At 42.2% G+C, this 22,899-nt stretch carries 23 protein-coding genes and 1 pseudogene; all 24 read left to right on the forward strand.

From position 1 onward, the window contains the following. Positions 1–10 precede the first annotated feature (10 nt). The 24 genes and pseudogenes from lacD (at position 11) to FKX92_RS05280 (ending at position 22,830) form a co-directional block, all read left to right on the forward strand. Positions 11–1,048 carry a tagatose-bisphosphate aldolase gene (gene lacD, locus FKX92_RS05170; protein WP_149565726.1) on the forward strand — a complete coding sequence of 346 codons (1,038 nt, stop codon included), beginning with the start codon at positions 11–13 and terminating at the stop codon, positions 1,046–1,048. A gap of 24 nt (positions 1,049–1,072) precedes the next feature. Continuing rightward, entirely contained in the window at positions 1,073–2,119 is a 1,047-nt protein-coding gene (locus tag FKX92_RS05175; RefSeq protein ID WP_149565727.1) for an aldose epimerase family protein, read from the forward strand. A 560-nt stretch (positions 2,120–2,679) separates the two neighbouring features. Beyond that, positions 2,680–3,678, forward strand: a complete 999-nt coding sequence (gene ruvB, locus FKX92_RS05180; RefSeq protein WP_002898800.1) for a Holliday junction branch migration DNA helicase RuvB — start codon at positions 2,680–2,682, stop codon at positions 3,676–3,678. Further along, positions 3,675–4,244 carry a nucleotidyltransferase family protein gene (locus FKX92_RS05185; protein WP_149565728.1) on the forward strand — a complete coding sequence of 190 codons (570 nt, stop codon included), beginning with the start codon at positions 3,675–3,677 and terminating at the stop codon, positions 4,242–4,244. The genes ruvB and FKX92_RS05185 overlap by 4 nt, the downstream gene beginning before the upstream one ends. Before the next feature lie 275 nt (positions 4,245–4,519). Then, entirely contained in the window at positions 4,520–4,942 is a 423-nt protein-coding gene (locus tag FKX92_RS05190) for a low molecular weight protein-tyrosine-phosphatase (RefSeq protein ID WP_125348045.1), read from the forward strand. Continuing rightward, a complete protein-coding gene (locus FKX92_RS05195) occupies positions 4,935–5,360 on the forward strand; it encodes an MORN repeat-containing protein (protein ID WP_185756485.1) in 426 nt (141 codons plus the stop codon). Before FKX92_RS05190 ends, FKX92_RS05195 begins: the two co-directional genes overlap by 8 nt. Then, complete coding sequence (locus tag FKX92_RS05200) at positions 5,350–7,155, forward strand: acyltransferase family protein (RefSeq protein WP_125348217.1); 1,806 nt, start codon at positions 5,350–5,352, stop codon at positions 7,153–7,155. The genes FKX92_RS05195 and FKX92_RS05200 overlap by 11 nt, the downstream gene beginning before the upstream one ends. A gap of 21 nt (positions 7,156–7,176) precedes the next feature. Then, entirely contained in the window at positions 7,177–7,449 is a 273-nt protein-coding gene (locus FKX92_RS05205; RefSeq protein WP_002894417.1) for a hypothetical protein, read from the forward strand. A 1-nt stretch (position 7,450) separates the two neighbouring features. Next, positions 7,451–7,810: a hypothetical protein gene (locus FKX92_RS05210; protein WP_048773666.1), complete on the forward strand. Its 360-nt coding sequence runs from the start codon at positions 7,451–7,453 to the stop codon at positions 7,808–7,810. Continuing rightward, positions 7,801–9,408, forward strand: coding sequence for a virulence protein (locus tag FKX92_RS05215; protein ID WP_125337548.1), 1,608 nt, complete (start codon positions 7,801–7,803; stop codon positions 9,406–9,408). The genes FKX92_RS05210 and FKX92_RS05215 overlap by 10 nt, the downstream gene beginning before the upstream one ends. 14 nt (positions 9,409–9,422) lie before the next feature. Further along, on the forward strand, positions 9,423–10,052 hold the full coding sequence (locus FKX92_RS05220; RefSeq protein ID WP_125348051.1) for a hypothetical protein: 630 nt from the start codon (positions 9,423–9,425) through the stop codon (positions 10,050–10,052). Continuing rightward, a complete protein-coding gene (locus tag FKX92_RS05225; protein WP_125337550.1) occupies positions 10,049–10,675 on the forward strand; it encodes a hypothetical protein in 627 nt (208 codons plus the stop codon). Before FKX92_RS05220 ends, FKX92_RS05225 begins: the two co-directional genes overlap by 4 nt. After that, positions 10,672–11,289, forward strand: coding sequence for a hypothetical protein (locus tag FKX92_RS05230; protein WP_149565729.1), 618 nt, complete (start codon positions 10,672–10,674; stop codon positions 11,287–11,289). The genes FKX92_RS05225 and FKX92_RS05230 overlap by 4 nt, the downstream gene beginning before the upstream one ends. Continuing rightward, complete coding sequence (locus FKX92_RS05235) at positions 11,286–11,906, forward strand: hypothetical protein (RefSeq protein WP_149565730.1); 621 nt, start codon at positions 11,286–11,288, stop codon at positions 11,904–11,906. The genes FKX92_RS05230 and FKX92_RS05235 overlap by 4 nt, the downstream gene beginning before the upstream one ends. Positions 11,907–12,259: 353 nt before the next feature. Continuing rightward, positions 12,260–14,914, forward strand: coding sequence for a bifunctional acetaldehyde-CoA/alcohol dehydrogenase (gene adhE / locus FKX92_RS05240; RefSeq protein ID WP_149565731.1), 2,655 nt, complete (start codon positions 12,260–12,262; stop codon positions 14,912–14,914). Positions 14,915–14,996: 82 nt separating this feature from the next. Continuing rightward, positions 14,997–15,101 (forward strand): annotated as a pseudogene (locus FKX92_RS12225) (shikimate dehydrogenase); the annotation flags it as partial. 82 nt (positions 15,102–15,183) lie between these two features. Continuing rightward, complete coding sequence (locus FKX92_RS05245; RefSeq protein ID WP_149565732.1) at positions 15,184–15,864, forward strand: DUF6796 family protein; 681 nt, start codon at positions 15,184–15,186, stop codon at positions 15,862–15,864. A 116-nt stretch (positions 15,865–15,980) separates the two neighbouring features. Further along, positions 15,981–16,982: an alpha/beta fold hydrolase gene (locus tag FKX92_RS05250; RefSeq protein WP_124765073.1), complete on the forward strand. Its 1,002-nt coding sequence runs from the start codon at positions 15,981–15,983 to the stop codon at positions 16,980–16,982. A gap of 377 nt (positions 16,983–17,359) precedes the next feature. Then, a complete protein-coding gene (locus tag FKX92_RS05255) occupies positions 17,360–18,058 on the forward strand; it encodes an N-acetylmannosamine-6-phosphate 2-epimerase (RefSeq protein WP_002898779.1) in 699 nt (232 codons plus the stop codon). Between the two features lie 13 nt (positions 18,059–18,071). Beyond that, positions 18,072–19,205 (forward strand): ABC transporter ATP-binding protein, encoded by a 1,134-nt coding sequence (locus FKX92_RS05260; RefSeq protein ID WP_011836316.1) that lies wholly within the window; start codon positions 18,072–18,074, stop codon positions 19,203–19,205. A 23-nt stretch (positions 19,206–19,228) separates the two neighbouring features. Beyond that, entirely contained in the window at positions 19,229–19,681 is a 453-nt protein-coding gene (locus FKX92_RS05265; RefSeq protein WP_002894431.1) for a YhcH/YjgK/YiaL family protein, read from the forward strand. Positions 19,682–19,698: 17 nt separating this feature from the next. Further along, a complete protein-coding gene (locus FKX92_RS05270) occupies positions 19,699–21,045 on the forward strand; it encodes an ABC transporter substrate-binding protein (protein ID WP_002894432.1) in 1,347 nt (448 codons plus the stop codon). Positions 21,046–21,112: 67 nt separating this feature from the next. Beyond that, on the forward strand, positions 21,113–21,997 hold the full coding sequence (locus tag FKX92_RS05275) for a carbohydrate ABC transporter permease (protein WP_002898777.1): 885 nt from the start codon (positions 21,113–21,115) through the stop codon (positions 21,995–21,997). After that, complete coding sequence (locus FKX92_RS05280; protein WP_002898776.1) at positions 21,997–22,830, forward strand: carbohydrate ABC transporter permease; 834 nt, start codon at positions 21,997–21,999, stop codon at positions 22,828–22,830. Before FKX92_RS05275 ends, FKX92_RS05280 begins: the two co-directional genes overlap by 1 nt. The last annotated feature ends 69 nt before the right edge of the window (positions 22,831–22,899 follow it).

A 22,899-nucleotide genomic window follows, 5' to 3' on the forward strand; every position in this document is an offset into this window, starting at 1 on the left:
AGGAAAAGTTATGGAGAAATTACAAATCAGTCACAAAAAAGTGAGCCATTTGAAAAAACTATCAAACGAGCAGGGGATTATCGGGGCTTTGGCTATTGACCAGCGTGGTTCGCTCAAGAAAATGCTGGCCAGCGGAGAAGATGCGCCATCTGGTGACCAAGCTCTGGTTCAGTTTAAAGAATTAATCTCTAGTCAGCTGACGCCCTACGCCAGCTCCATCCTGCTGGATCCAGAGTTCGGTCTGCCGGCAGCCGAGCTGCGGGATGCTTCCTGCGGTCTGATAGTGGCCTACGAGAAGACCGGCTATGATGTAACAGCTGAGGGCCGCCTGCCGGACTTGCTGCCTAACTGGTCAGCTAGTCGCATCCGAGACATGGGCGCAGATGCTGTCAAGGTCTTGATTTACTATGATGTGGACGACAAGCCAGAAATCAACGACATCAAGCAGGCTTGGGTTGAGCGCGTGGGCAGTGAATGCTTAGCTGAGGACATTCCTTATTTTCTGGAGATTCTGACCTATGATGCGAAGAGTGACAGTGTCTTGGACGCTAACTATGCTAAGCTTAAGCCGCATAAGGTCAACGAGGCAGTCAAGCTCTTTTCAGATCCCCGTTACCATGTAGACGTCTTAAAGATTGAAGTGCCGGTCAATATGAACTTTGTCGAGGGTTTCACCAAAGAAGGAGTTGAGCCAGTCTACAGCGTGACGGAAGCCCGAGCTTTCTTTAAAGAACAGTCAGATGCGACGCACTTGCCTTTCATTTTCCTCAGCGCTGGTGTCAGTGCCGAGCTTTTCCAAGAAACGCTGCGGCTAGCCCATGAAGCGGGCTCACAGTTTAACGGCGTTCTGTGTGGACGGGCTACCTGGAAGGATGCAGTCTCAGTCTTTGCCCAAGAGGGAGCTGCAGCAGCTCAAGCGTGGCTGGACGAGACGGGTCGTCAGAATATCGAGGATCTTAATCAAGTCTTGCGCCAAACAGCGGTGTCTTGGGTGGACAAGCTTGACCTGCCTTTTGAAGACAGAACTTGGCAAGTTCGTGATTTTTAACAGGATAGATAAAAGAGGTTTGGTATGAAATCTTACCGAGAATCCATTTTTGGGAAGCTGGGAGGTCAAGAGATTCTGGCTTACACTTTTGAAAACGATCAAGGCTATCGACTGACAGTCATGAACTACGGTGCGACCGTCGTCCAGTATGTCACTCCTGATAAGGATAATCACTTTGACAATATCGTTGTCGGGTTTGATCAGTTTGAGGACTATATTGGGAACAGTCCTAAGCACGGAGCCAGTATTGGTCCGGTGGCCGGACGTATTGCCGGAGCAGCTTTTAAGCTGAATGGCCAGACTTTTCAGCTAGAGGCTAATAATGGCTCAAACTGCAATCATAGTGGATCCAGCGGCTGGGACAGTGCGGTTTTTGAAGTAGAGGAAGTCAGCAATGACGGACTTACCTTTTATACAGAGCGGACTGACGGAACTGGCGGCTTCCCGGGCAATCTGAAAATCTGGGTTTCCTATACCCTGACAGAGCAGGGCGGGCTGGAAATCTCCTATCAGGTCCAGACAGATCAGGATACCTTGGTCAATCCGACCAACCACAGCTATTTCAACCTGTCTGGTCGTTTCAATCAACCGATAGATGATCATATCCTGCAGCTCAATACTGATGGTGTCTATCCTATCGCAGCTGACGGCCTTCCTGAAAAAAAGGCTGATGCAGAGCGTGACTTTGTCAAGAAGCTGGCCAAGGGCGCTGCCCTTAAAGAAATTTTCGCTGCGACTGATGAGCAAATCCAGCTGGTATCTGGCTTGGATCATCCCTTTGCGTTAAAACCAAGCCGAGACCAGGCAGGCACGCTCTATTATCCAGCATCGGGCCGTCGCCTGACCATTCAAACTCAGGCGCCCTGCCTAGTGATTTATTCAGCGAATTGCGTGGATGATTCTATTCGGTTTGACGGACAGCCTATGATTCAGCATAATGGCTTGGCTCTGGAAGCTCAGGCCCTGCCGGATGCCATTCACAGTAGCCAGCAGTCAGATGTCATTCTCAAGGCCGGTCAGATTTTTACCAGCAGGACAGTGTATTTTGCTGATGTACCAGCAACTTTATAAAGAAACAATCGCGAAAGAGCACAAAAAACGGCAGTACCTCCTTCTGCCGTTTTTCTTGGTCCAGTTTTCAGAGACTATGTTTTCATAAGTAGCTAATCTTAAGCAAGGAAAAAGGCTCCACTATCAAAAGCAAAATCTTTTTTGCTAACTGAATTTTACTTTAAGTTTTTCTTAAGCTAAGGCTGCTATACTTATTCTTATCAAATGAAGCCCCCTAACTTTGTTTGATAATCCTAAACTTTTTCATAATAATCTCCCATAAAGGCCACCCAATCCGGTGGTCTTTTTTTGCTCAAATTTTAGAATAAGACAGGATGTTTATCGGATTGTAACTCAAATGTTAAATTTTAAAGGATACGTTATACAAAGTTAAGGTTTCTTTAAGTTAGGGGCAGTATACTATGAGTATCAAATGAAGACCTCCTAACTTTATTTGATAGAAATCCTAAACTTTTTCATAATAATCTCCCATAAAGGCCACCCAATCCGGTGGTCTTTTTTTGTGTTCAGACGCGAATTAGATTTGCTTCCTCGGCTTTATTTTCTGCTATAATAGTTCTATGAGTAGAATTTTAGATAATGAATTAATGGGCGATGAGGAATTAGTGGAGCGCACCTTGCGTCCCCAGTATTTACAGGAGTATATCGGTCAGGACAAGGTCAAGGACCAGCTGAAGATTTTTATTGAAGCGGCTAAGCTGAGGGATGAGGCGCTGGATCATACCCTGCTTTTTGGCCCTCCAGGTCTTGGGAAGACGACCATGGCCTTTGTTATTGCCAATGAACTAGGCGTTAATCTCAAGCAAACTTCAGGTCCGGTGATTGAGAAATCTGGTGATTTGGTTGCGATCTTAAATGACCTTGAGCCGGGTGATGTCCTCTTTATAGATGAGATTCACCGCTTGCCAATGGCAGTAGAGGAAGTGCTGTACAGCGCTATGGAAGACTTTTACATCGACATTATGATTGGCTCAGGTGAGACCAGTCGCAGCGTCCATCTGGATTTGCCGCCTTTCACTCTGATTGGGGCGACCACTCGGGCAGGCATGCTGTCCAATCCTCTGCGGGCTCGCTTTGGGATTACCGGTCACATGGAGTATTATGAAGCTGGCGACCTGACTGAAATCGTTGAGCGCACGGCAGAGATTTTTGAGATGGATATTACTCACGAGGCTGCGAAGGAGCTGGCTCTGCGTAGCCGAGGCACACCGCGGATTGCTAACCGTTTGCTCAAGCGGGTGCGGGACTACGCGCAGATTATGGGCAATGGCCTGATTGATGATAAGATAACCGACCAGGCTCTCTCCATGCTGGATGTGGACCAGGAAGGTCTGGATTACGTGGACCAGAAGATTTTGAAGACTATGATAGAGGTCTACGGTGGCGGTCCAGTGGGACTGGGAACCCTCTCGGTCAATATTGCTGAGGAGCGTGAAACAGTGGAGGACATGTATGAGCCTTACCTAATTCAGAAAGGCTTTGTCATGCGGACACGGACTGGGCGCGTGGCTACCCGCAAAGCCTATGAGCATTTAGGATATGAGTATATGAAGGAATGATGACAGAAAAGGAGATTTTAGACCGATTAGGTCAAGATCCAGACATCCGAGCAATTTTGGAAATTATTCGCAGTCTGGAGCTCAAGGATTCTTGGTTAGCAGCTGGATGTGTGAGGAATTTTATCTGGAATATGCTGTCAGAGCGACCAGGTTTTGATTCAGAGACGGATGTAGATGTCATTTTCTTTGACCCGAGTTATGCTGAAGCAGAGACGACAGATCTGGAAGCCAAGCTCAAGGCAGACTGGCCACAGTATCGATGGGAACTGAGAAATCAAGCCTATATGCACCGCCATAGTCCTGGAACAGCACCTTATAAAAATGCTTGCGAAGCTATGAGTAAGTATCCTGAGCGTTGCACAGCTATCGGCCTGCGCTTGCTGGCAAATGACAAACTGGAACTTTTTGCTCCCTATGGTTTGGAGGATATCTCAAACTTTCAGGTTAGACCGACTCCTCATTTTCTTGACAATAAGGAGCGCCAGCGTGTCTATGCTGAGCGCTTGGCTAAGAAGAATTGGCAGAAACGCTGGCCACAGCTGGAATGTCATTGTCTTGATAAATAAGTACAAGATAAGAGTAAAATGTTTAAGTTATTTTAAGGAAGTTTTAAGAAATGGATATTATACTATAACCAAGTTAAGAAATTAACTTAACTCCTAAAACTTTTTTCTTTTTAAAAAATAATCTCCCTACAAAAAGCCACCAAACGGTGGTTTTTTGCTATTTTCAGACATGAGAGGGGCAGGGCTTGCCAGTTTTCAACGAGAATCAGGAAACTGTAAACGATTCAGGGCTAGTTTTTGCCATTATTTTGTTATAATAGATAGCGAGGTATTGTATGAAGAAAATTGTATTTGTATGTTTGGGCAATATCTGCCGTAGTCCGATGGCAGAGTTTGTCATGAAGAGTTTAACAGACCAACTGAAAATCGAGAGCCGGGCAACCTCGAGCTGGGAGCACGGCAATCCCATTCATCGGGGAACACAGGCTATTTTTAAGAAATATGCCATTGCTTATGATAGGAACAAGACTTCTCAGCAGATTTCGGCAGCGGATTTTGCGGATTTTGACTATGTCATCGGTATGGATGAAAGCAATGTCCGAGATTTGAAGCGGATGGCGCCTGAGGATTTTCAGTATAAAATTTATCAGTTTGAGGAAGAAAGTGTGCCAGATCCTTGGTACACAGGAGATTTTGACCAAACCTATGATTTGGTCTTGGCTGGCTGCAAGAAGTGGCTAGAGCGTTTGGATGGATAGGAATATGGATAAAGTAAAAGAATTTTACGAAAAATACAAGGTCTATCTGACCCGGCAGAATTTAGAACTCTTGGCTGTCACGGTCATTGTGCTGTCAGCTATTCTAGTCTTTACCTCGGGGATTCCTGGTAAGGGCGTTTTAACGCTGGATCAGGGTAAGATCAAGTATGACGGGACCTTGGTTCGCGGGAAGATGAACGGTCAGGGGACTATGACTTTTCAAAATGGGGATAGTTATAGCGGTCAATTTCGCAATGGCATCTTTGATGGAAAAGGGACCTTTACCTCGCAGGCTGGCTGGAAATATGAAGGGGACTTCAGCAAGGGTCAGGCCGACGGACAAGGAAAGCTAACGACAGAAGGCAATGTCGTTTATGAAGGAACGTTTAAACAAGGAATTTATCAAAATGCGCATTAAATGGTTTTCGCTCGTCAGAATCACGGGACTGCTTCTAGTTCTGCTTTATCATTACTTCCAGGGCGTTTTCCCTGGCGGTTTTATTGGTGTGGATATCTTCTTTACCTTTTCTGGCTTCTTGATTACCGCTCTGCTTATTGACGAGTTTGCCAAGAAGAAAGAAATCGATATCCAAGGCTTTTTCAAACGACGTTTTTATCGGATTGTACCGCCTCTGGTCTTTATGATTTTGGTCGTTATGCCCTTTACTTTCTTAATCCGTAAGGATTTTGTGGCTGGGATTGGGACGCAGATTGCGGCTGCTTTGGGCTTTGTGACCAACTTTTATGAAATGCTCTCAGGTGGCAGTTATGAGAGTCAGTTTGTGCCGCACATCTTGATTCACACTTGGAGTCTGGCTTTAGAAGTGCACTATTATGTTCTGTGGGGATTGGCCGCTTGGGGCTTGGGCAAGGTTGCCAAGTCAACGGCTCGCTATCGCGGTATGATTGCGCTGGTTTCTGCAGGTCTCTTTTTAGTCAGCTTTGTATCAATGTTTGCTGGCGCTTTAACCACTAAGAATTACTCCGATATTTATTTCTCAAGTTTGACCCATGTCTTTCCTTTCTTTGCAGGAAGCATTCTGGCTACCTTGTCTGGTGTCGGCCATGTCAGCAGTCGCTTTAAGCTGCTGGAGGAAAAGCTGGATCTCAAGCAAGTGCTAGGAATCATGGGGGGCAGCGCTGCTGTTTTGCTTTTGCTCAGTTTCCTGCTCAAGTTTGACAATCTTTGGACCTACCTGGTAGGATTCTTGATTTCAACTATCTTGGCCTGTCTGATGATTTTTGCTGCTAGGATGCTGCATGACAAGCTTCCTGATGTGAAGGAACCTAGCCTTATCAACTTTATCGCAGATACCAGCTATGGTGTTTATCTCTTCCACTGGCCATTCTATATTATCTTTACCCAGCTGATGAGTAACGGCTTGGCTGTTCTCTTGACCACGTTGCTGTCTCTTACTTTTGCAGCCTTGTCTTTCTATATCTTGGAGCCAACTCTGGCTGGTCGTCAGCCGGTTATCATGGGAACCAAGATGGATCTGTCATCTCTTACCAGACCAATCTTTTACAGCATGATTCCGCTGACTTTGATTATGTTCTTTATCTCGGTGACAGCACCAAAGGTAGGAGCTTTTGAGGAAAGTTTGATTGTTAATGCTCTGAATCAAGTGGACAATAAGATGCAGACAACTCGGAGTCAGGTTGATCAGTCCAAGGCGACTGAGTACAATGTGGCGGACGGAATTACCATGATTGGTGACTCGGTTGCCCTGCGCTCAAGCGATCAATTGCAGCAGATCTTGCCAGGAATCGAGCTAGATACTGTCGTTAGCCGCAGTCTGAGCACAGGCTTAGAGGTCTACAAGACAGATATTGCTAATAGAGTGCTGAAGAAGCAGGTTGTCCTGGCTCTCGGGACCAATTCGTCTGGTTATTCGAATGAGCTTTTGGATGAGTATGTTTCCAGCCTGCCTAAGGGGCATCAACTGATCCTCGTGACTCCTTATGACGGTCGTTCAGAGGGCGGCGTCTTGGCCCAGCAGCGGGAGTATGAGCTAGAATTAGCCAAGAAGTATGACTATGTCTTTGTGGCCGACTGGCATCAAACTGCTATCGAAAATCCGCAGATTTGGGAAGGGACAGACTATGTCCACTTTGGCTCAAACTCAGAGTCCATCATTGAAGGGGGAACTCTCTATGCCAATACCATTAAGCAAGCCATAGATGAAGCAAATTCTGGTAATGTGAAACCATAAATTCCAAAAGGAGAAGCAATAATGGGACAAATTAAATCGAGCGCTATTTCAGCTGGTTCTGCTATCAGCGAGCTAGTTGGAGTTGATACTAGCAATGCACAAAATCAACAAGTCGAATTTTCCTATACAACAGGGATTGCTGGGATGGAAGCTGGCCGTCAGGCCTGCAATCAAATGCTACAGGCTGTCAGTGACTTCAGCTCAGCTGTTCTGACTCAGGCCAATAAATTTCCAGAAATTGCTGCAAAAATTGAGAAACGCGATATAGAGGAAGCCAAGCGCTGGGAGAGTTGAGATGAAGGCAGATAAAAGCGAAAAAGAACGCCAGGCACTTTACGAAAAAATCCTCAAAGTCGACCAAAAAGAAGACGAATTTATGACGATGAAACGTCAATACGAGATTTCCCTGGCGAATTTTGCGACGGATTTCCAATACTTGACGACCCGAATGGAACATCTTCTTTATGAACACCCTCAAAGCTCTGCTGCCCTCAGTCGTGATTTATCAGAAACTCAGTATCTTAACCGACAGGTTAAGAACTATGTGGATGTTCAGATGGATGAACTTGGAAAGCTCAGTCGTCAAACAAGAAAGACTATGGAAGAAGAGCGAGACAAACTGACCAAAGAAAGGAATAGTCTGCCATGGGAGTAAAATATAGTGCAGCAGATTCAGCCCAGCTTATCCAAGCGATGACCAGCAACCTTCAAGTAGCCAATCAAGTGACCGATCGTCTATCTAGTGGCTGCGACCATCTGATTGCCTCTTTGGAGTCGGGTGAGCTGCAGGGAGCGGCTTATACAGCGGGGAAAGGCTTATTTACTGAGGTAATCATCCCTGCCATCAAGAAGTTGCAAGAGGCTATTGATGATATTCAGGGAGAGCTTGCTTCCTATAAAAGTGCTGATTCCGAGGTGGCTGGATATGGCGAATTGGACTTGGATCTACTGAAGGAACAGCTGAAAATAAAAAATGAGCAACTGGCAAAAGTAGAAAAGCAGATTGCAGATAATCAAGATTTTTTCCGTAATGCAGGAGCTCTGCTGACAGGTAAGTTGGGAGACCTTTTATCTCAGACATCTGCTTTAATGGAAGTTGAAACTCAACTAAATATCGGTATTCGAGAAATTCAAGAAAAAATAGACAAACTGGAATGGTTTGTGGATCAGGTGTCCCAGTATTTCACAGATAGTCTGCAGGTTTTGGGTTTAGCTATCCAAGGAGCGACGCAGCTTAGTCAGGTATTGGTAGACAGTGAGGGTAATTACTCTACTGATGGTATAGATATGAGTTGGTCTACTAAGATGAAGGCTCAGAAGATTCAGACTATTTCGAAGAAAAAATATCTAGAGCCTAAAGAACGATTGATTCAAGAAGCTTCTCGGAATATGATGCTATCGGATGAAGGGGATGCCTATTATCGTAGTCAACTCAAGGAAAAGTTAAAGGGGAAACCGCGTTCAGAATGGGATAAGATTGTTGATGATTATAACCATACTCTAAAAATTGACAATGAAGGCAATATAATTGATGTAATTGATTATAGTGATTATGATGGTTCTTTCTACGTTGTAAATAAGAATGGTCGTTACGATGAACAGTATACTAACCAGATCAATGAGGAATTACATAAACTAGAAGCGGAAAATGCTGAAGCTAATTTAGGAGCAGTGGCTCAGGGGCTTGTAGAAATTTTAGCTGGTATTGGTGTTTACTTTGGAGGAACAGTTGCTGAGGCTGTAGGTTTATTCTTTGGACTAGAATCTGCTGGAACTTCTGCAATTGCTGGTATAGCAGCGGCTGATTTGAGCTATGCTTTTGGCGAAAGTTTAGTACTAGATGGTGCCAGAAATATAGGTACAGCTATTGTTAAAACGAATATAGCCAATGGTAAAATCAGCCTAAATACAGCTAGCAACTATGACAGCTGGCAGGCAAATAAACCGACGAGTAAGACCATTTCTGGCAGGGGTGGTAAACTAATTGAAGCCCGAGTAGGAAATCGAAAAGTGAAACTTCGTGTAGATTGGGAGCCAACTAGTGGTTCGAATGGTGAAGGAGTATTCCAGGTTCAATCTGGAAGTGGTAAATCGGGGTATGGAGTGAATGAGCATATTGACATTAAGAATATTTACAATAAAAACTCAATATGGGATTGGATTAACACTAATGATAACTTAAAAAACCTTAATAAAACTGTTAAAGAAGAAATCTTCAATAGAATTTGGAAAACTTATCAAAATAATTACTGAAATTAGGAGGGAATATGAAACTATATATTAAAAGTGATTTTACGAAAAAAATAGACTTCACAACTAGAGAGCTTGTTTGGAAGATGTGGTTTAAGGAACGGAATGGCAAGAAAATAAGTTTCTCCAATGTTGGTGATGATGCTATGTTACAGGATGATTTTTACTTTGGTGTTCGGTTACACAAATGGTCTTCAGTTGACGAAAGATGGGATAAGGCTCCTTTTATAATTCCTAGTAATCCTTGGTTGTCTTTGGAATATGAGAGTATAACACTTGAATTTGAAAAAACTTTCATTACAGAGTGGAGAGAACGTGGAGATTATCTACGTATCGCAACATCCCATATAGATGTTTTAACAGTAGACAAACGCGCTTTATACGTTATGGCAGTCGAGGTTGCGAGAGCAATTGATGGACAACTTAGTGAGGATGACAAAGAGACCTGGGTGGATGTAGAGACTTTTAAGGAGCTACATAAGGATGTTCTTTCACTGACTTATGATGAAGCGGTTGAAATTAGTTTGGAAGAATTAAAGACAATGGTACCAGTAAGAGACCCTCTATGGGAAGAGGAAGAACGTCTTCGTGAAGAATATATACAAATCCATGGTGAACGTGTTTATGACGACGAGGAAGACGAGTGAGACTATATATTAAAAGTGATTTTAAGAAAAAAATAACCTTTACAACAAGAGAGTTGCTCTGGAAAATGTGGTTTAAGGAATGTCATGGTCATCCTATTACATACTCAAACGTCGGTGATGATGAGATGCTACAAGATGATTTCTTCTTTGGAGTTCAATTTGATAAATGGCGATTTAAGGATGAACGATGGAATCATATACCATACAACAAGAGCGACCCTTGGAATTCTTTTTCTGATGAAAATATTCAATTAGAATTTGAAAATGATTTTATTACTGATGGGAGAGAACGTGGCGAAAACCTTAGGATTGCGACCACCCATACGGACATTTTAACGATTGACAAACGTGCGATGTATGTCATGGCTGTCGAGGTTGCTGGTGCAATTGATGGGAAAATTAGTGAGGATGACAAAGAGACCTGGATTGATGTAGCGACTTTTAAGGAGTTGCACAAGGACGTATTATCACTAACCTACGATCAAGCAACTGATATCAGTGTGGAGGAACTGAAAAGTATGAAACCTGTAGAGGACCTTTTGTGGGATGAAGAGGAACGGCTTCATGAAGAATACATCAAAATCCATGGTGAACGAGTTTATGACGATGAGGAAGATGAGTGAGACTATACATTAAAGGCAACTACGAAGCTAATATCTATCAAGCTAGTATGGAATATCCTTGGAAAATGTGGTTCAAGGAACGTAAGGGAGTGAAAGTTGGTTTTTCTTACGCATGTGATGATGATTTTTATTTTAGCGTTAGTTTGGACAAATTTTCTTCAAATGATGAGCGTTGGGGAATGGCTGATTTTAGAATAGGAAAAGACTCTTGGGCGACTTTTAAGCGTGAAAATTTAAATCTAAATTTTGAAGATTCTTATGAAAGTGATGGGCGAGAAAAAGGAGACTATCTTCGAATAATCACGACTCATAAGGATATTCTAACGGTTGATAAGCGAGCTCTATATATCATGGCGATTGAAGTAGCATCTGTCATTGACGGTCAAATCAGCGAAGACGACAAAGAAACATGGCTGAGTATTGAAGAATTTAAAACGAAACATGCAGACCTGCTGAATTTGACCTACGACGAAGCAGTCGATATTAGTTTAGAAGAGATAAAGGTTATGAAAGCCATTGACGAGCCACTCTGGGAAGAATTGGATAGGAAGCGCGAGGAGTATATCCGAATTCATGGAGAGGTAGAGTTGGACGACGATGAGGAAGGCGAGTGAGAATTTATATAAAAGGCGATTACACCAAAGAAATTCCATTTGATTACTTAGAACTAGCGAAGAGAATGTGGTTTGATACTAAAGATGGTAAGCGAGTAGATTTTTCTTATTTTGGAAATACTCGCCCATTTAAAACAGACCCAACTATTCACTTAAAATTAAATAAGTGGATACATGATAATAGATGGAGTAATGTTCGGTTGAAAGAAGGGATTACCAACAAATTTGGAAGTCATGTATATGAAAACCTTGAATTAGATTTTGAAGATAATCCAGCAACAGACTATCGAGAAAAAGGAGACTGTCTACGTTTAGCTTCTACTCACCTTGATCTTCTAACTGTTGATAAACGTGCCTTCTATATTATGGCGATTGAAATTGCGACTGCTATTGATGGTCAGATTAGCGAAGATGATAAAGAGAGCTGGTTAAGTGTGGAGGAATTTAAAAAACGGCATGAAGATATCCTTTCGATGAGTTATGAACAGGCTAATGAGATGAGTCTTGGAGAAATTCCGTTTATGGATGATGTTCGAGATCCAGTTTGGGAAGAAGACGACCGCAGGAATGAAGAATACATCAAAATTCATGGTGAACGTGTTTATGATGACGATTGAGATTATTAAAAATGGGAATTAAGGTTCATCTTTTATAAGTTTATAAAGTAAAGATCAGCTCGGTTCGTCCGAGCTTTTTATATTTAAATAAAGAAAGCGCTTTCATATATTATGTGAAAGTAAAAGTATGTGAAATTTTTAAAATGTAAAAAATTTTTTCACAATAACTAAAAGAATAGACTGTAAAATAAGCGAATTTGTTATATAATTCACAAATTAATAGAAAAAAGTTTGTGAATGTTAAGTGAAAGTGTTTACAAAAGGTATTAAATAAGTTATAATTGAATTGTGAAATATTTAACAAAGGTTAGAGTTCTTCGTCTAACCTAAGGCAAAACCATTGGAGGAATAGAATGGCTGAAAAGAAGAAAACGGTAGAACAAGAAGACAAGGCTTTGGCAGCGCAAAAGCATGTCGATGAATTGGTGCAAAAAGGTCTGGTTGCACTAGAGGAAATGAGAAAGCTGAATCAGGAACAGGTGGACTACATTGTAGCCAAGGCCTCTGTAGCAGCTTTGGATGCTCACGGTGAGTTGGCTCTGCACGCTTATGAAGAAACAGGCCGCGGAGTTTTTGAAGACAAGGCAACTAAAAACCTTTTCGCCTGTGAGCACGTTGTGAATAATATGCGCCATACGAAGACTGTTGGCGTTATTGAAGAAGATGATGTAACTGGTTTGACCCTGATTGCGGAGCCAGTGGGTGTTGTCTGCGGAATTACTCCAACAACTAACCCAACTTCAACAGCTATTTTTAAGGCTTTGATTTCCTTAAAAACGCGTAATCCGATTATCTTTGCTTTCCACCCATCTGCTCAAGAATCTTCTGCCCATGCAGCACAAATCGTTCGTGATGCAGCGATTGCAGCAGGTGCGCCTGAAAACTGTGTGCAATGGATTACACAACCATCTATGGAAGCAACTTCTGCACTTATGAACCATGAAGGGATTGCAACAATCCTTGCGACAGGTGGTAATGCAATGGTGAAGGCAGCTTACTCATGTGGTAAGCCAGCTCTTGGGGTTGGTGCCGGAAACGTACCAGCTTATGTGGAAAAATCAGCTAATATCCGTCAAGCAGCGCACGATATCGTTATGTCTAAATCCTTTGACAATGGTATGGTCTGTGCTTCTGAGCAAGCCGTTATCATTGACAAGGAAGTTTATGATGAGTTTGTAGAAGAGTTCAAATCTTACCATACTTACTTTGTAAATAAGAAAGAAAAAGCTCTGTTGGAAGAATTCTGCTTCGGCGCTAAGGCAAACAGCAAGAACTGTGCTGGTGCTAAGCTCAATCCGGATATCGTTGGTAAGCCAGCTACTTGGATTGCAGAGCAAGCAGGCTTCAGCGTACCAGAAGATACGAATATCTTGGCCGCAGAGTGTAAAGAAGTTGGTGAAAAAGAGCCATTGACACGTGAAAAACTGTCACCTGTCATCGCTGTTCTCAAGTCTGAATCCCGTGAAGACGGTGTTGAAAAGGCTCGTCAAATGGTAGAATTCCATGGTCTTGGTCACTCAGCTGCTATCCATACAGCGGATGAAGAGTTGACCAAGGAATTTGGTAAGGCTGTTCGTGCCATCCGTGTTATTTGCAACTCACCTTCTACTTTCGGTGGTATCGGGGATGTTTATAATGCCTTCCTGCCATCACTGACTCTGGGCTGTGGATCTTATGGTCGCAACTCAGTTGGTGATAACGTTAGTGCTGTGAATCTCTTGAACATCAAAAAAGTAGGAAGACGTAGAAATAATATGCAATGGATGAAACTCCCTTCAAAAACTTACTTCGAGCGTGACTCTATCCAATACCTGCAAAAATGTCGTGATGTGGAACGTGTCATGATCGTTACAGACCATGCTATGGTAGAGCTTGGTTTCCTAGATCGTATCATCGAACAACTCGATCTTCGTCGGAATAAGGTTGTTTACCAAATCTTTGCGGACGTAGAGCCAGATCCAGATATCACAACCGTTGAACGTGGTACAGAGATTATGCGTACCTTCAAACCTGATACAATCATCGCGCTTGGTGGTGGTTCGCCAATGGACGCAGCTAAAGTAATGTGGCTCTTCTATGAGCAACCAGAAGTGGATTTCCGTGACCTTGTGCAAAAATTCATGGATATCCGTAAACGTGCCTTCAAATTCCCGTTGCTTGGTAAGAAGACTAAGTTTATCGCAATCCCTACAACATCTGGTACAGGTTCAGAAGTAACACCGTTTGCCGTTATCTCTGACAAGGCTAATAATCGCAAGTACCCAATCGCTGACTACTCTCTGACTCCAACTGTAGCCATCGTAGACCCAGCTCTGGTACTGACTGTTCCAGGATTTGTCGCAGCGGACACTGGTATGGACGTGCTGACTCACGCAACAGAAGCTTATGTATCTCAGATGGCCAGCGACTTTACAGATGGTTTGGCTCTCCAAGCTATCAAACTAGTCTTTGAAAACTTGGAAAGCTCTGTTAAGAATGCTGATTTCCACTCTCGCGAAAAGATGCACAATGCCTCTACTATCGCTGGTATGGCCTTTGCCAATGCCTTCCTGGGAATTTCCCACTCTATGGCCCATAAGATTGGTGCTCAGTTCCACACCATCCACGGTCGTACAAATGCGATCTTGCTGCCATACGTAATCCGCTACAACGGTACACGTCCAGCTAAGACAGCGACATGGCCTAAGTACAACTACTACCGTGCGGATGAGAAATACCAAGACATTGCTCGTATGCTTGGCTTGCCAGCTTCTACTCCAGAAGAAGGTGTTGAATCATTTGCGAAAGCTGTTTATGAACTGGGAGAACGTGTTGGTATCGAAATGAACTTCAAGGCTCAAGGTATTGACGAAAAAGAATGGAAAGAACATTCACGCGAATTGGCCTTCCTTGCTTATGAAGACCAATGTTCTCCAGCCAACCCACGCCTTCCAATGGTTGACCACATGCAGGAAATCATCGAAGACGCATACTATGGCTACAAGGAACGCCCAGGACGCCGCAAATAAACGAGCAGCTTCCTCAATTAAAAATACGACAGTTTGTCGGTCATTCCCCTACCCTTTGGTGGGGGATTTTTCTATGTATCTTAGCGAGGCAAGACCTCTGGTCGAAGCCGAGCTTAGAGACATTGATGCTGAGGAGCGTAGTGACGTGAGCGTTAGGTCTCTTAACGAAAGGAGCTTGCTGGGATAAAAAGACGTAAACCTTCTGACTACTTGTGATTGAGTGAGCTTTTGTGCTAAGATAAGGGGACAATGGAAAAAAGGAGAGCAATGTGATTTTTTTATCTTTATGGGCTGGGCTGCTGAGTGGTCTTTGCTGGTTATTGGGGGATATTCTGCTGGTTGGCTTTGAGGTAGACAAGGAAAACTATGCCTCTTTTACGGAGCAGAGTCGGATTGGCAATAAGAAGCTGGCTATGCTGATGCTGTCTGGCTCTGTCGGTCGGCTGCGTCTGGGCGCTCTGGTGGCTAACTTCTCAATCCCTCTTATGTTAGTCTCGCTTTATGCTCTCTTTGGTTTGACAAATAAGGGCTTTTGGGCCTATCTGTCAATAACCTTGTTAGGAATTGGATTTGCCCTTTCGCCGGTTGCACATGTGGCCTTTTACTACGTTGGGATCATCAGCAAAAAGGCTTATAAACGAAGCGGCGAACAGGTCTGCTCAGACGAAGATAGCGAGCTTATCAATGAAGCAGTGCTCTTTCTAGATATAACCTGGCGGACAGCTATCGCCCTGACCGGTTTAGGCTGGCTCATTTACTCACTGCTAATAGTTACCGGTCAGACAATATTGCCTGCTTATCTGGGGCTGCTGACTCCTTTACCGCTCAGTCTCTTGACTATCTTACTGGTAGAAAAGCTGAGAATCGGACGTCCCTACCTTAACGGGGCTGGCCTAAACATAGGATTTAGTTTGTTCTATTTACTGCTCCTGCTTCATATAGGTTCTTAGGCGGTGAATCGGTAAAATTTCAGAAAAAACAGAAAATCTATATATTAACCTATTGAAGATTTCCTCTTTCTATGGTATGATGAAAGAGGTTTCAAGAATCGTTGGGAGGATAAGACATGAAAAACCCTACTTTACTGAAAGAAATGTTAGATTATCGCGGAAGAGATGAAATGCCCGACGATTTTGATACCTTTTGGAATAAACAAGTGGCGGAGTTGGAAGTGCCTCAGGACTACCAGTTGCTGGAAAAAGATTTTCAAATTGCATATACGACTTGCTATGAGCTAACCTTCAAGTCTGGAAACGGTGGACAAATCTACGCTAAGCTAGTTGTGCCTAAGTTATCAGAAAAAGTTCCGGTATTGTTTCATTTTCATGGTTATATGGGACAGGGCTGGGATTGGGCTGATATGCTGGCCTATACGGCAGCGGGCTGGGGTGTGGTGTCGATGGATGTCCGTGGTCAGTCTGGCTATTCACTGGATGGTAATAGAGAAGTCCGCGGCAATACTGTTAAAGGACATATTATCCGTGGGGCTCTGGATGGACCGGATCAGCTCTTTTTCAAGGATGTCTATCTGGATGTTTACACCTTGGTCGAGCTAGTGGCTGGTTTGGACTTTGTGGATGAAAACCGTTTGTCTAGTTTTGGCGGTTCACAGGGCGGAGCCTTGGCTTTGGTAGCAGCTGCTTTAAATTCTCGGATTAAGCAGACTGTAGCCATCTATCCCTTCCTTGCTGACTTTAGACGGGTTTTGGAGATTGGCAATACCAGTGAAGCCTATGATGAGCTCTTTCGTTATTTCAAATTCCATGATCCTTTTCATGAGACAGAAGAGCAGTTGTTGCAGACACTTGCTTATATTGACGTGAAAAATCTGGCCCATCGTATTAGCTGTCCAGTGCAGATGATTATTGGCCTGGAGGATGATGTTTGCTATCCTATCACGCAGTTTGCCATTTATAACCGTTTGGCGGGAGAAAAGGAGTATCATCTCCTGCCTGAATATGGGCATGAGGCTATGAATGTCCGTGTCAGCGATACTGTCTTTAACTGGCTCTGCGGAACCAAAATAAAAAGACTTTCTCTCATTTCGGACTTTAAATCAGAGAGATAATATTCGTCCCCCCTTTGGGGCTAGGCCTTTGTCTAGCCCTTTTTACTTGCCTGAGGGAGCATAGAAATGAGAATCTTTTTAGAAGTTTGCTTGCTCCTTAAATGGCTTTCCTACAAAACGAATTCCTGAAAGTACTTTCAGGAATTTCTGTTTTTCTGGAAAATTCGGAAACTAAAATCTAAATCTCAAACAATATTGAAAGCGCTTTAAAAATTATTTATAATAACATTATGAAATACTCGAGTTAAAAAATGGAGTCTAGGATAAGGAAGTAAAAATATTTGTTTGCGGCCTTCTTCCCTGCTCTACCTGAGGTCCTAGATAGTTGTTAGACTATCTGATCAGACCGATGTCTTACGAAAGGAGATTGTATATTCATGTCACAGATTTTAAAAGATGACTTGATAGCTAAGATTAAAGACGGCATCATTGTTTCCTGTCAAGCCTTGCCGCAGGAGCCACTTTATACGGAAGCTGGAGGAGTGATTCCTCTCTTGGTTAAGGCAGCTGAGCAGGGCGGTGCTGTCGGTATTCGAGCTAATAGCGTTCGCGATATTCGGGAAATCAAGGAAGTAACTTCTCTACCCATCATCGGAATTATCAAACGCGACTATCCGCCACAAGAGCCTTTCATCACGGCTACCATGCGGGAAGTGGATGAGTTGGCTGCTCTGGATATTGAAGTCATTGCTCTGGACTGTACCAAGCGGGAACGCCATGATGGCCTGACAATTGCGGATTTCATCAAGCAGGTCAAGTCCAAGTATCCTCATCAGCTATTGATGGCAGATATCAGTACCTATGAGGAGGCTGCTGCTGCTGTAGAAGCTGGTGTAGACTTTGTCGGCACTACCTTATCGGGCTACACTTCTTACAGTCCCAAGGTTGACGGACCGGACATTGAGCTCATCCGCCGCTTGTGCCAAGCAGGCTTTGATGTCATCGCTGAAGGAAAGATTCATTATCCGAGTCAAGCCAAGCAGATACATGATTTGGGGGTAAGAGGCATCGTTGTCGGCGGAGCCATTACTCGCCCTAAAGAAATTACAGAGCGCTTTGTTGCAGGATTAAAATAAGTGAGGTAGATGAATGACAACCTTAACACTAAATAAACTATATAAAAAATATCCTAATAGTGATTTTTACTCTGTTGAAAATTTTGATTTGGATATTAAGGATAAGGAGTTTATCGTTTTTGTAGGACCTTCCGGTTGCGGGAAATCAACAACCTTGCGGATGATTGCAGGACTTGAGGATATCACAGAAGGGGAGCTCTATATTGATCAAAATCTTGTCAATGACATTGCTCCTAAAGATCGGGATATCGCCATGGTTTTCCAAAATTATGCCCTTTATCCTCACATGACTGTTTATGACAATATGGCATTCGGACTTAAGCTTCGCAAGTATGACAAGGCTGATATTGACAAAAGAGTCCAGGAAGCGGCGGAAATCCTTGGGCTGAAAGAGCTGCTGGATCGTAAACCGGCCGACTTATCTGGTGGTCAGCGTCAGCGTGTAGCTATGGGGCGGGCGATTGTTCGTGATGCCAAAGTCTTCCTTATGGATGAGCCCTTGTCTAACTTGGATGCTAAACTGCGCGTGTCCATGCGGGCAGAAATCGCAAAAATTCACCGCCGTATCGGAGCGACGACAATCTATGTAACCCACGACCAGACCGAAGCCATGACCTTGGCTGACCGCATCGTTATCATGTCAGCTACTAAGAACGAAGCAGGAACAGGTACTATCGGCCGAATTGAGCAAATCGGTACACCTCAGGAACTTTATAATGAACCAGCTAATAAATTTGTGGCAGGTTTTATCGGCAGTCCAGCTATGAATTTCTTTGAAGTGAACTTAGAGGGCGATCAGCTTACAGATGGACAAGGTTTTGCTGTTGGACTTCCAGACGGTCAGCGTAAAATCCTAGAAGAAAAAGGTTATCAAGGAAAGAAAGTGATACTGGGCATTCGACCAGAGGATATCTCAGCTGAGTTGATAGCTGCTGATGCTTTCCCAGATTCTGTTGTTGAAGCAGAGATTATAGTTTCTGAACTTTTAGGAAGCGATTCTATCCTTTATTGTAAAGTAGGAGTTCAGGAATTTTCTGCACGTGTTGCTGCTCATAATTACCATGAAGCAGGACAGAAAATAAACTTGGTATTCAATATTGCAAAAGCACACTTCTTTGAATTAGAGAACGGTTCACGTATTAAATAAAATTTTATAAGGAAATTTTAATTATGATTGTAACGGAAATTAATAATCTATCAACTTATGTAGGAGTAAATCCATATTTTGAAAGATTAATAAATTTTTTAAAAACAGTTGATTTGGGAAGTCTTCCAGAAGGGAAGATAGATATTGAAGGTGATAAATTATTTGGCAATTGTTTTAGTTATGTAGCAGATGGTCAACCAGGAGATTTCTTTGAAACTCATAGGAAATATCTTGATATCCATCTGGTGTTAGAAAATACAGAAGACATGGCAGTTTCTTCTGTTAAAAGCACAACAGTTAGTCAACCTTATAATAAGGAAAAGGATATTGAATTATATGAAGGAAAAGTGGAGCAGCTTATTCACTTGAAATCTGGAGAATGTTTAATAACATTCCCTGAGGATTTGCATCAGCCCAAAGTTCGTGTAAATGATCTACCCTTAAAAAAAGTAGTATTTAAAGTAGCTATTTCTTAAATAGAAAGAGGTAAACTATGAAAAATCTAAAGAAATTTTTATTCGTTCTTCTAACAGGACTTGTTGCACTGATAATCAGTGGTTGTTCTCCAAGTGGGGAAAATAGTAAAGGAAATGATTCAGGTGAATTATCTGGGGAAATCGTTATGTGGCACTCATTTACACAGGGACCTCGTTTAGAAAGTATCCAGAAATCTGCAGATGAATTTATGAAGAAGCATCCAAAAGTTAAGATTAAAATTGAAACTTTTTCTTGGAATGACTTTTACACCAAATGGACAACAGGCCTTGCTAACGGAAATGTACCTGATGTCAGTACAGCTTTACCGAACCAAGTAATGGAAATGATTAACTCAGATGCTATTGTTCCATTGAATGATACAATTGACAAAATTGGAAAAGATCGTTTCAATAAAACAGCTCTGAATGAAGCAAAAATTGGCAGTGATTACTATTCTGTTCCTCTTTATTCCCATGCGCAAGTGATGTGGGTACGAACAGATTTATTAAAACAACACAATATTGAAGTACCTAAAACTTGGGATGAACTTTATGAAGCATCCAAGAAATTAACAGCTGATGGAGTTTATGGTATGTCAGTGCCGCTTGGTACGAATGACTTTATGGCTACTCGTTTCCTGAATTTCTATGTTCGTAGTGCAGGAGGAAGCCTATTAACAAAGGATAAGAAGGTTGATTTAACTAGCGATTTGGCTCAAGAAGGAATCAAATACTGGGTGAAAATGTACAAGGACGTTTCTCCTAAAGATTCACTCAATTATAATGTATTACAACAAGCCACCCTATTCTATCAAGGTAAGACAGCCTTTGATTTTAACTCAGGTTTCCACATTGGAGGAGTTGAAGCGAACAGTCCACAATTATTAGAATCAATTGATGCCTATCCTATTCCGAAGGTCAAAGCATCCGATAAAGATCAAGGGATTGAAACTTCAAATGTTCCAATGGTTGTATGGAAAAATTCTAAACATCCAGAAGTTGCAAAAGCATTTTTAGAATATCTGTATGAACAAGACAACTATGTTGGTTTCTTAGATTCTACTCCAGTTGGTATGTTGCCAACGATTAGTGGTATTTCTGATTTACCAGCTTATAAGGAAAATGAAACACGCCAAAAATTCCAACATGCTGAACAAGTAATCAACGAGGCTGTTCAAAAAGGTACTGCTATTGGTTATGAAAATGGCCCAAGTGTTGAAGCTGGTATGTTGACAAACCAACACATTATTGAACAAATGTTCCAAGATATTATCACAAATGGGAAAGACCCTATGGCTGCAGCAAAAGATGCTGAAAAGCAATTAAACGATTTATTTGAAACGGTTGCAGTTGATGTGAAATAATACCTAGATTATTAGGGCTATGGTGCAGTAGCGCTATAGCCTCTTATTTTAAAGAAAGGGGTAAGAGATGGTCAGAGATCGTAATTTGACGCGTTGGATATTTGTACTGCCAGCGGTGATTATCGTAGGATTACTCTTTGTTTATCCATTTTTTTCAAGCATCTTTTATAGCTTTACCAATAAGAATTTAATTATGCCCAACTATCGTTTTGTTGGTTTGGATAATTATAAAGCAGTATTGTCAGACCCTAACTTTTTTAGTGCATTTTTTAATTCAATAAAATGGACTGTCCTTTCCTTAGCTGGACAAGTTATCATCGGATTTGTTCTGGCTCTTGCTTTGCATAGAGTGCGACGATTTAAAAAACTTTATCGGACGTTGTTAATCGTACCGTGGGCCTTTCCTACAATTGTTATTGCTTTTTCATGGCAATGGATTCTAAATGGTGTCTATGGGTATCTGCCAAATATCATTGTTAAGCTTGGTTTAATGGAGCATGCTCCAGCTTTTCTGACTGATAGCACGTGGGCCTTTATTTGCTTGGTGTTTATCAATATCTGGTTTGGAGCTCCAATGATTATGGTTAATGTTTTATCTGCACTTCAAACAGTTCCTCAGGAGCAGTTTGAGGCAGCTAAAATTGATGGTGCGACAAGTTGGCAAGTGTTCAGACATATTACTTTTCCGCATATTAAGGTCGTTGTAGGATTGCTAGTTGTACTGAGAACGGTTTGGATCTTTAACAATTTTGATATTATCTACCTCATTACTGGTGGTGGTCCGTCTAATGCGACTATGACCTTGCCGATTTTCGCTTACAACTTAGGTTGGGGAACGAAGTTATTAGGACGAGCTTCAGCAGTCACAGTATTGCTCTTTATCTTCCTATTGACAGTTTGCTTCATTTACTTCTCTGTAATTAGTAAATGGGAAAAGGAGGGTAGAAAATAATGAAGAAAAAATCAAATTTCTACTTAGATATCGGAGCTCATTTAGTTTTGATAATTGCAACAATTGTTGCAATCTTCCCGCTTGTATGGATTATTATATCTTCGATTAAAGGAAAAGGGGAGTTGACACAATTCCCAACTCGCTTCTGGCCTCAGACTTTTACGCTAGACTACTTTACACATGTTATTAATGATTTGCATTTCGTTGATAATATCCGAAATAGTTTAGTAATTTCTTTGTCCACAACAGTTATTGCAACGATTATTTCTTCCATGGCTGCTTATGGTATTGTTCGTTTCTTCCCTAAACTAGGAGCAATAATGTCACGGCTTTTGGTAACAACTTATATTTTCCCACCTATTTTGCTAGCAATACCTTATTCTATTGCAATTGCAAAAGCAGGTTTGGGAAATAGCATCATTGGCCTTATCATCATTTATTTGTCATTTAGTGTACCTTATGCGGTATGGCTGCTGGTTGGCTTCTTCCAAACGGTTCCAATTGGGATTGAAGAGGCAGCCCGTATTGATGGAGCAAATAAATTTGTTACTTTTTATAAAGTGGTATTACCAATCGTTGCTCCGGGAATTGTTGCAACAGCGATTTATACCTTTATTAATGCGTGGAATGAATTCTTATATGCATTGATACTGATTAACGATACAAGTAAAATGACCGTTGCAGTAGCACTTCGTTCATTGAATGGATCAGAGGTGCTAGACTGGGGAGATATGATGGCGGCATCTGTGATTGTTGTATTGCCTTCTATCATCTTCTTCTCAATCATTCAAAATAAGATTGCAAGTGGTCTTTCAGAAGGATCTGTAAAATAGACATTCCGAAACAACATTAGTCAGTATATAAGTTAAAAATAGGATATTGTATTAAACAACAGGAGAATA

Origin of the sequence: Streptococcus sanguinis (genome assembly GCF_008329445.1) — a bacterium.
GTDB lineage: Bacteria > Bacillota > Bacilli > Lactobacillales > Streptococcaceae > Streptococcus > Streptococcus sanguinis_O.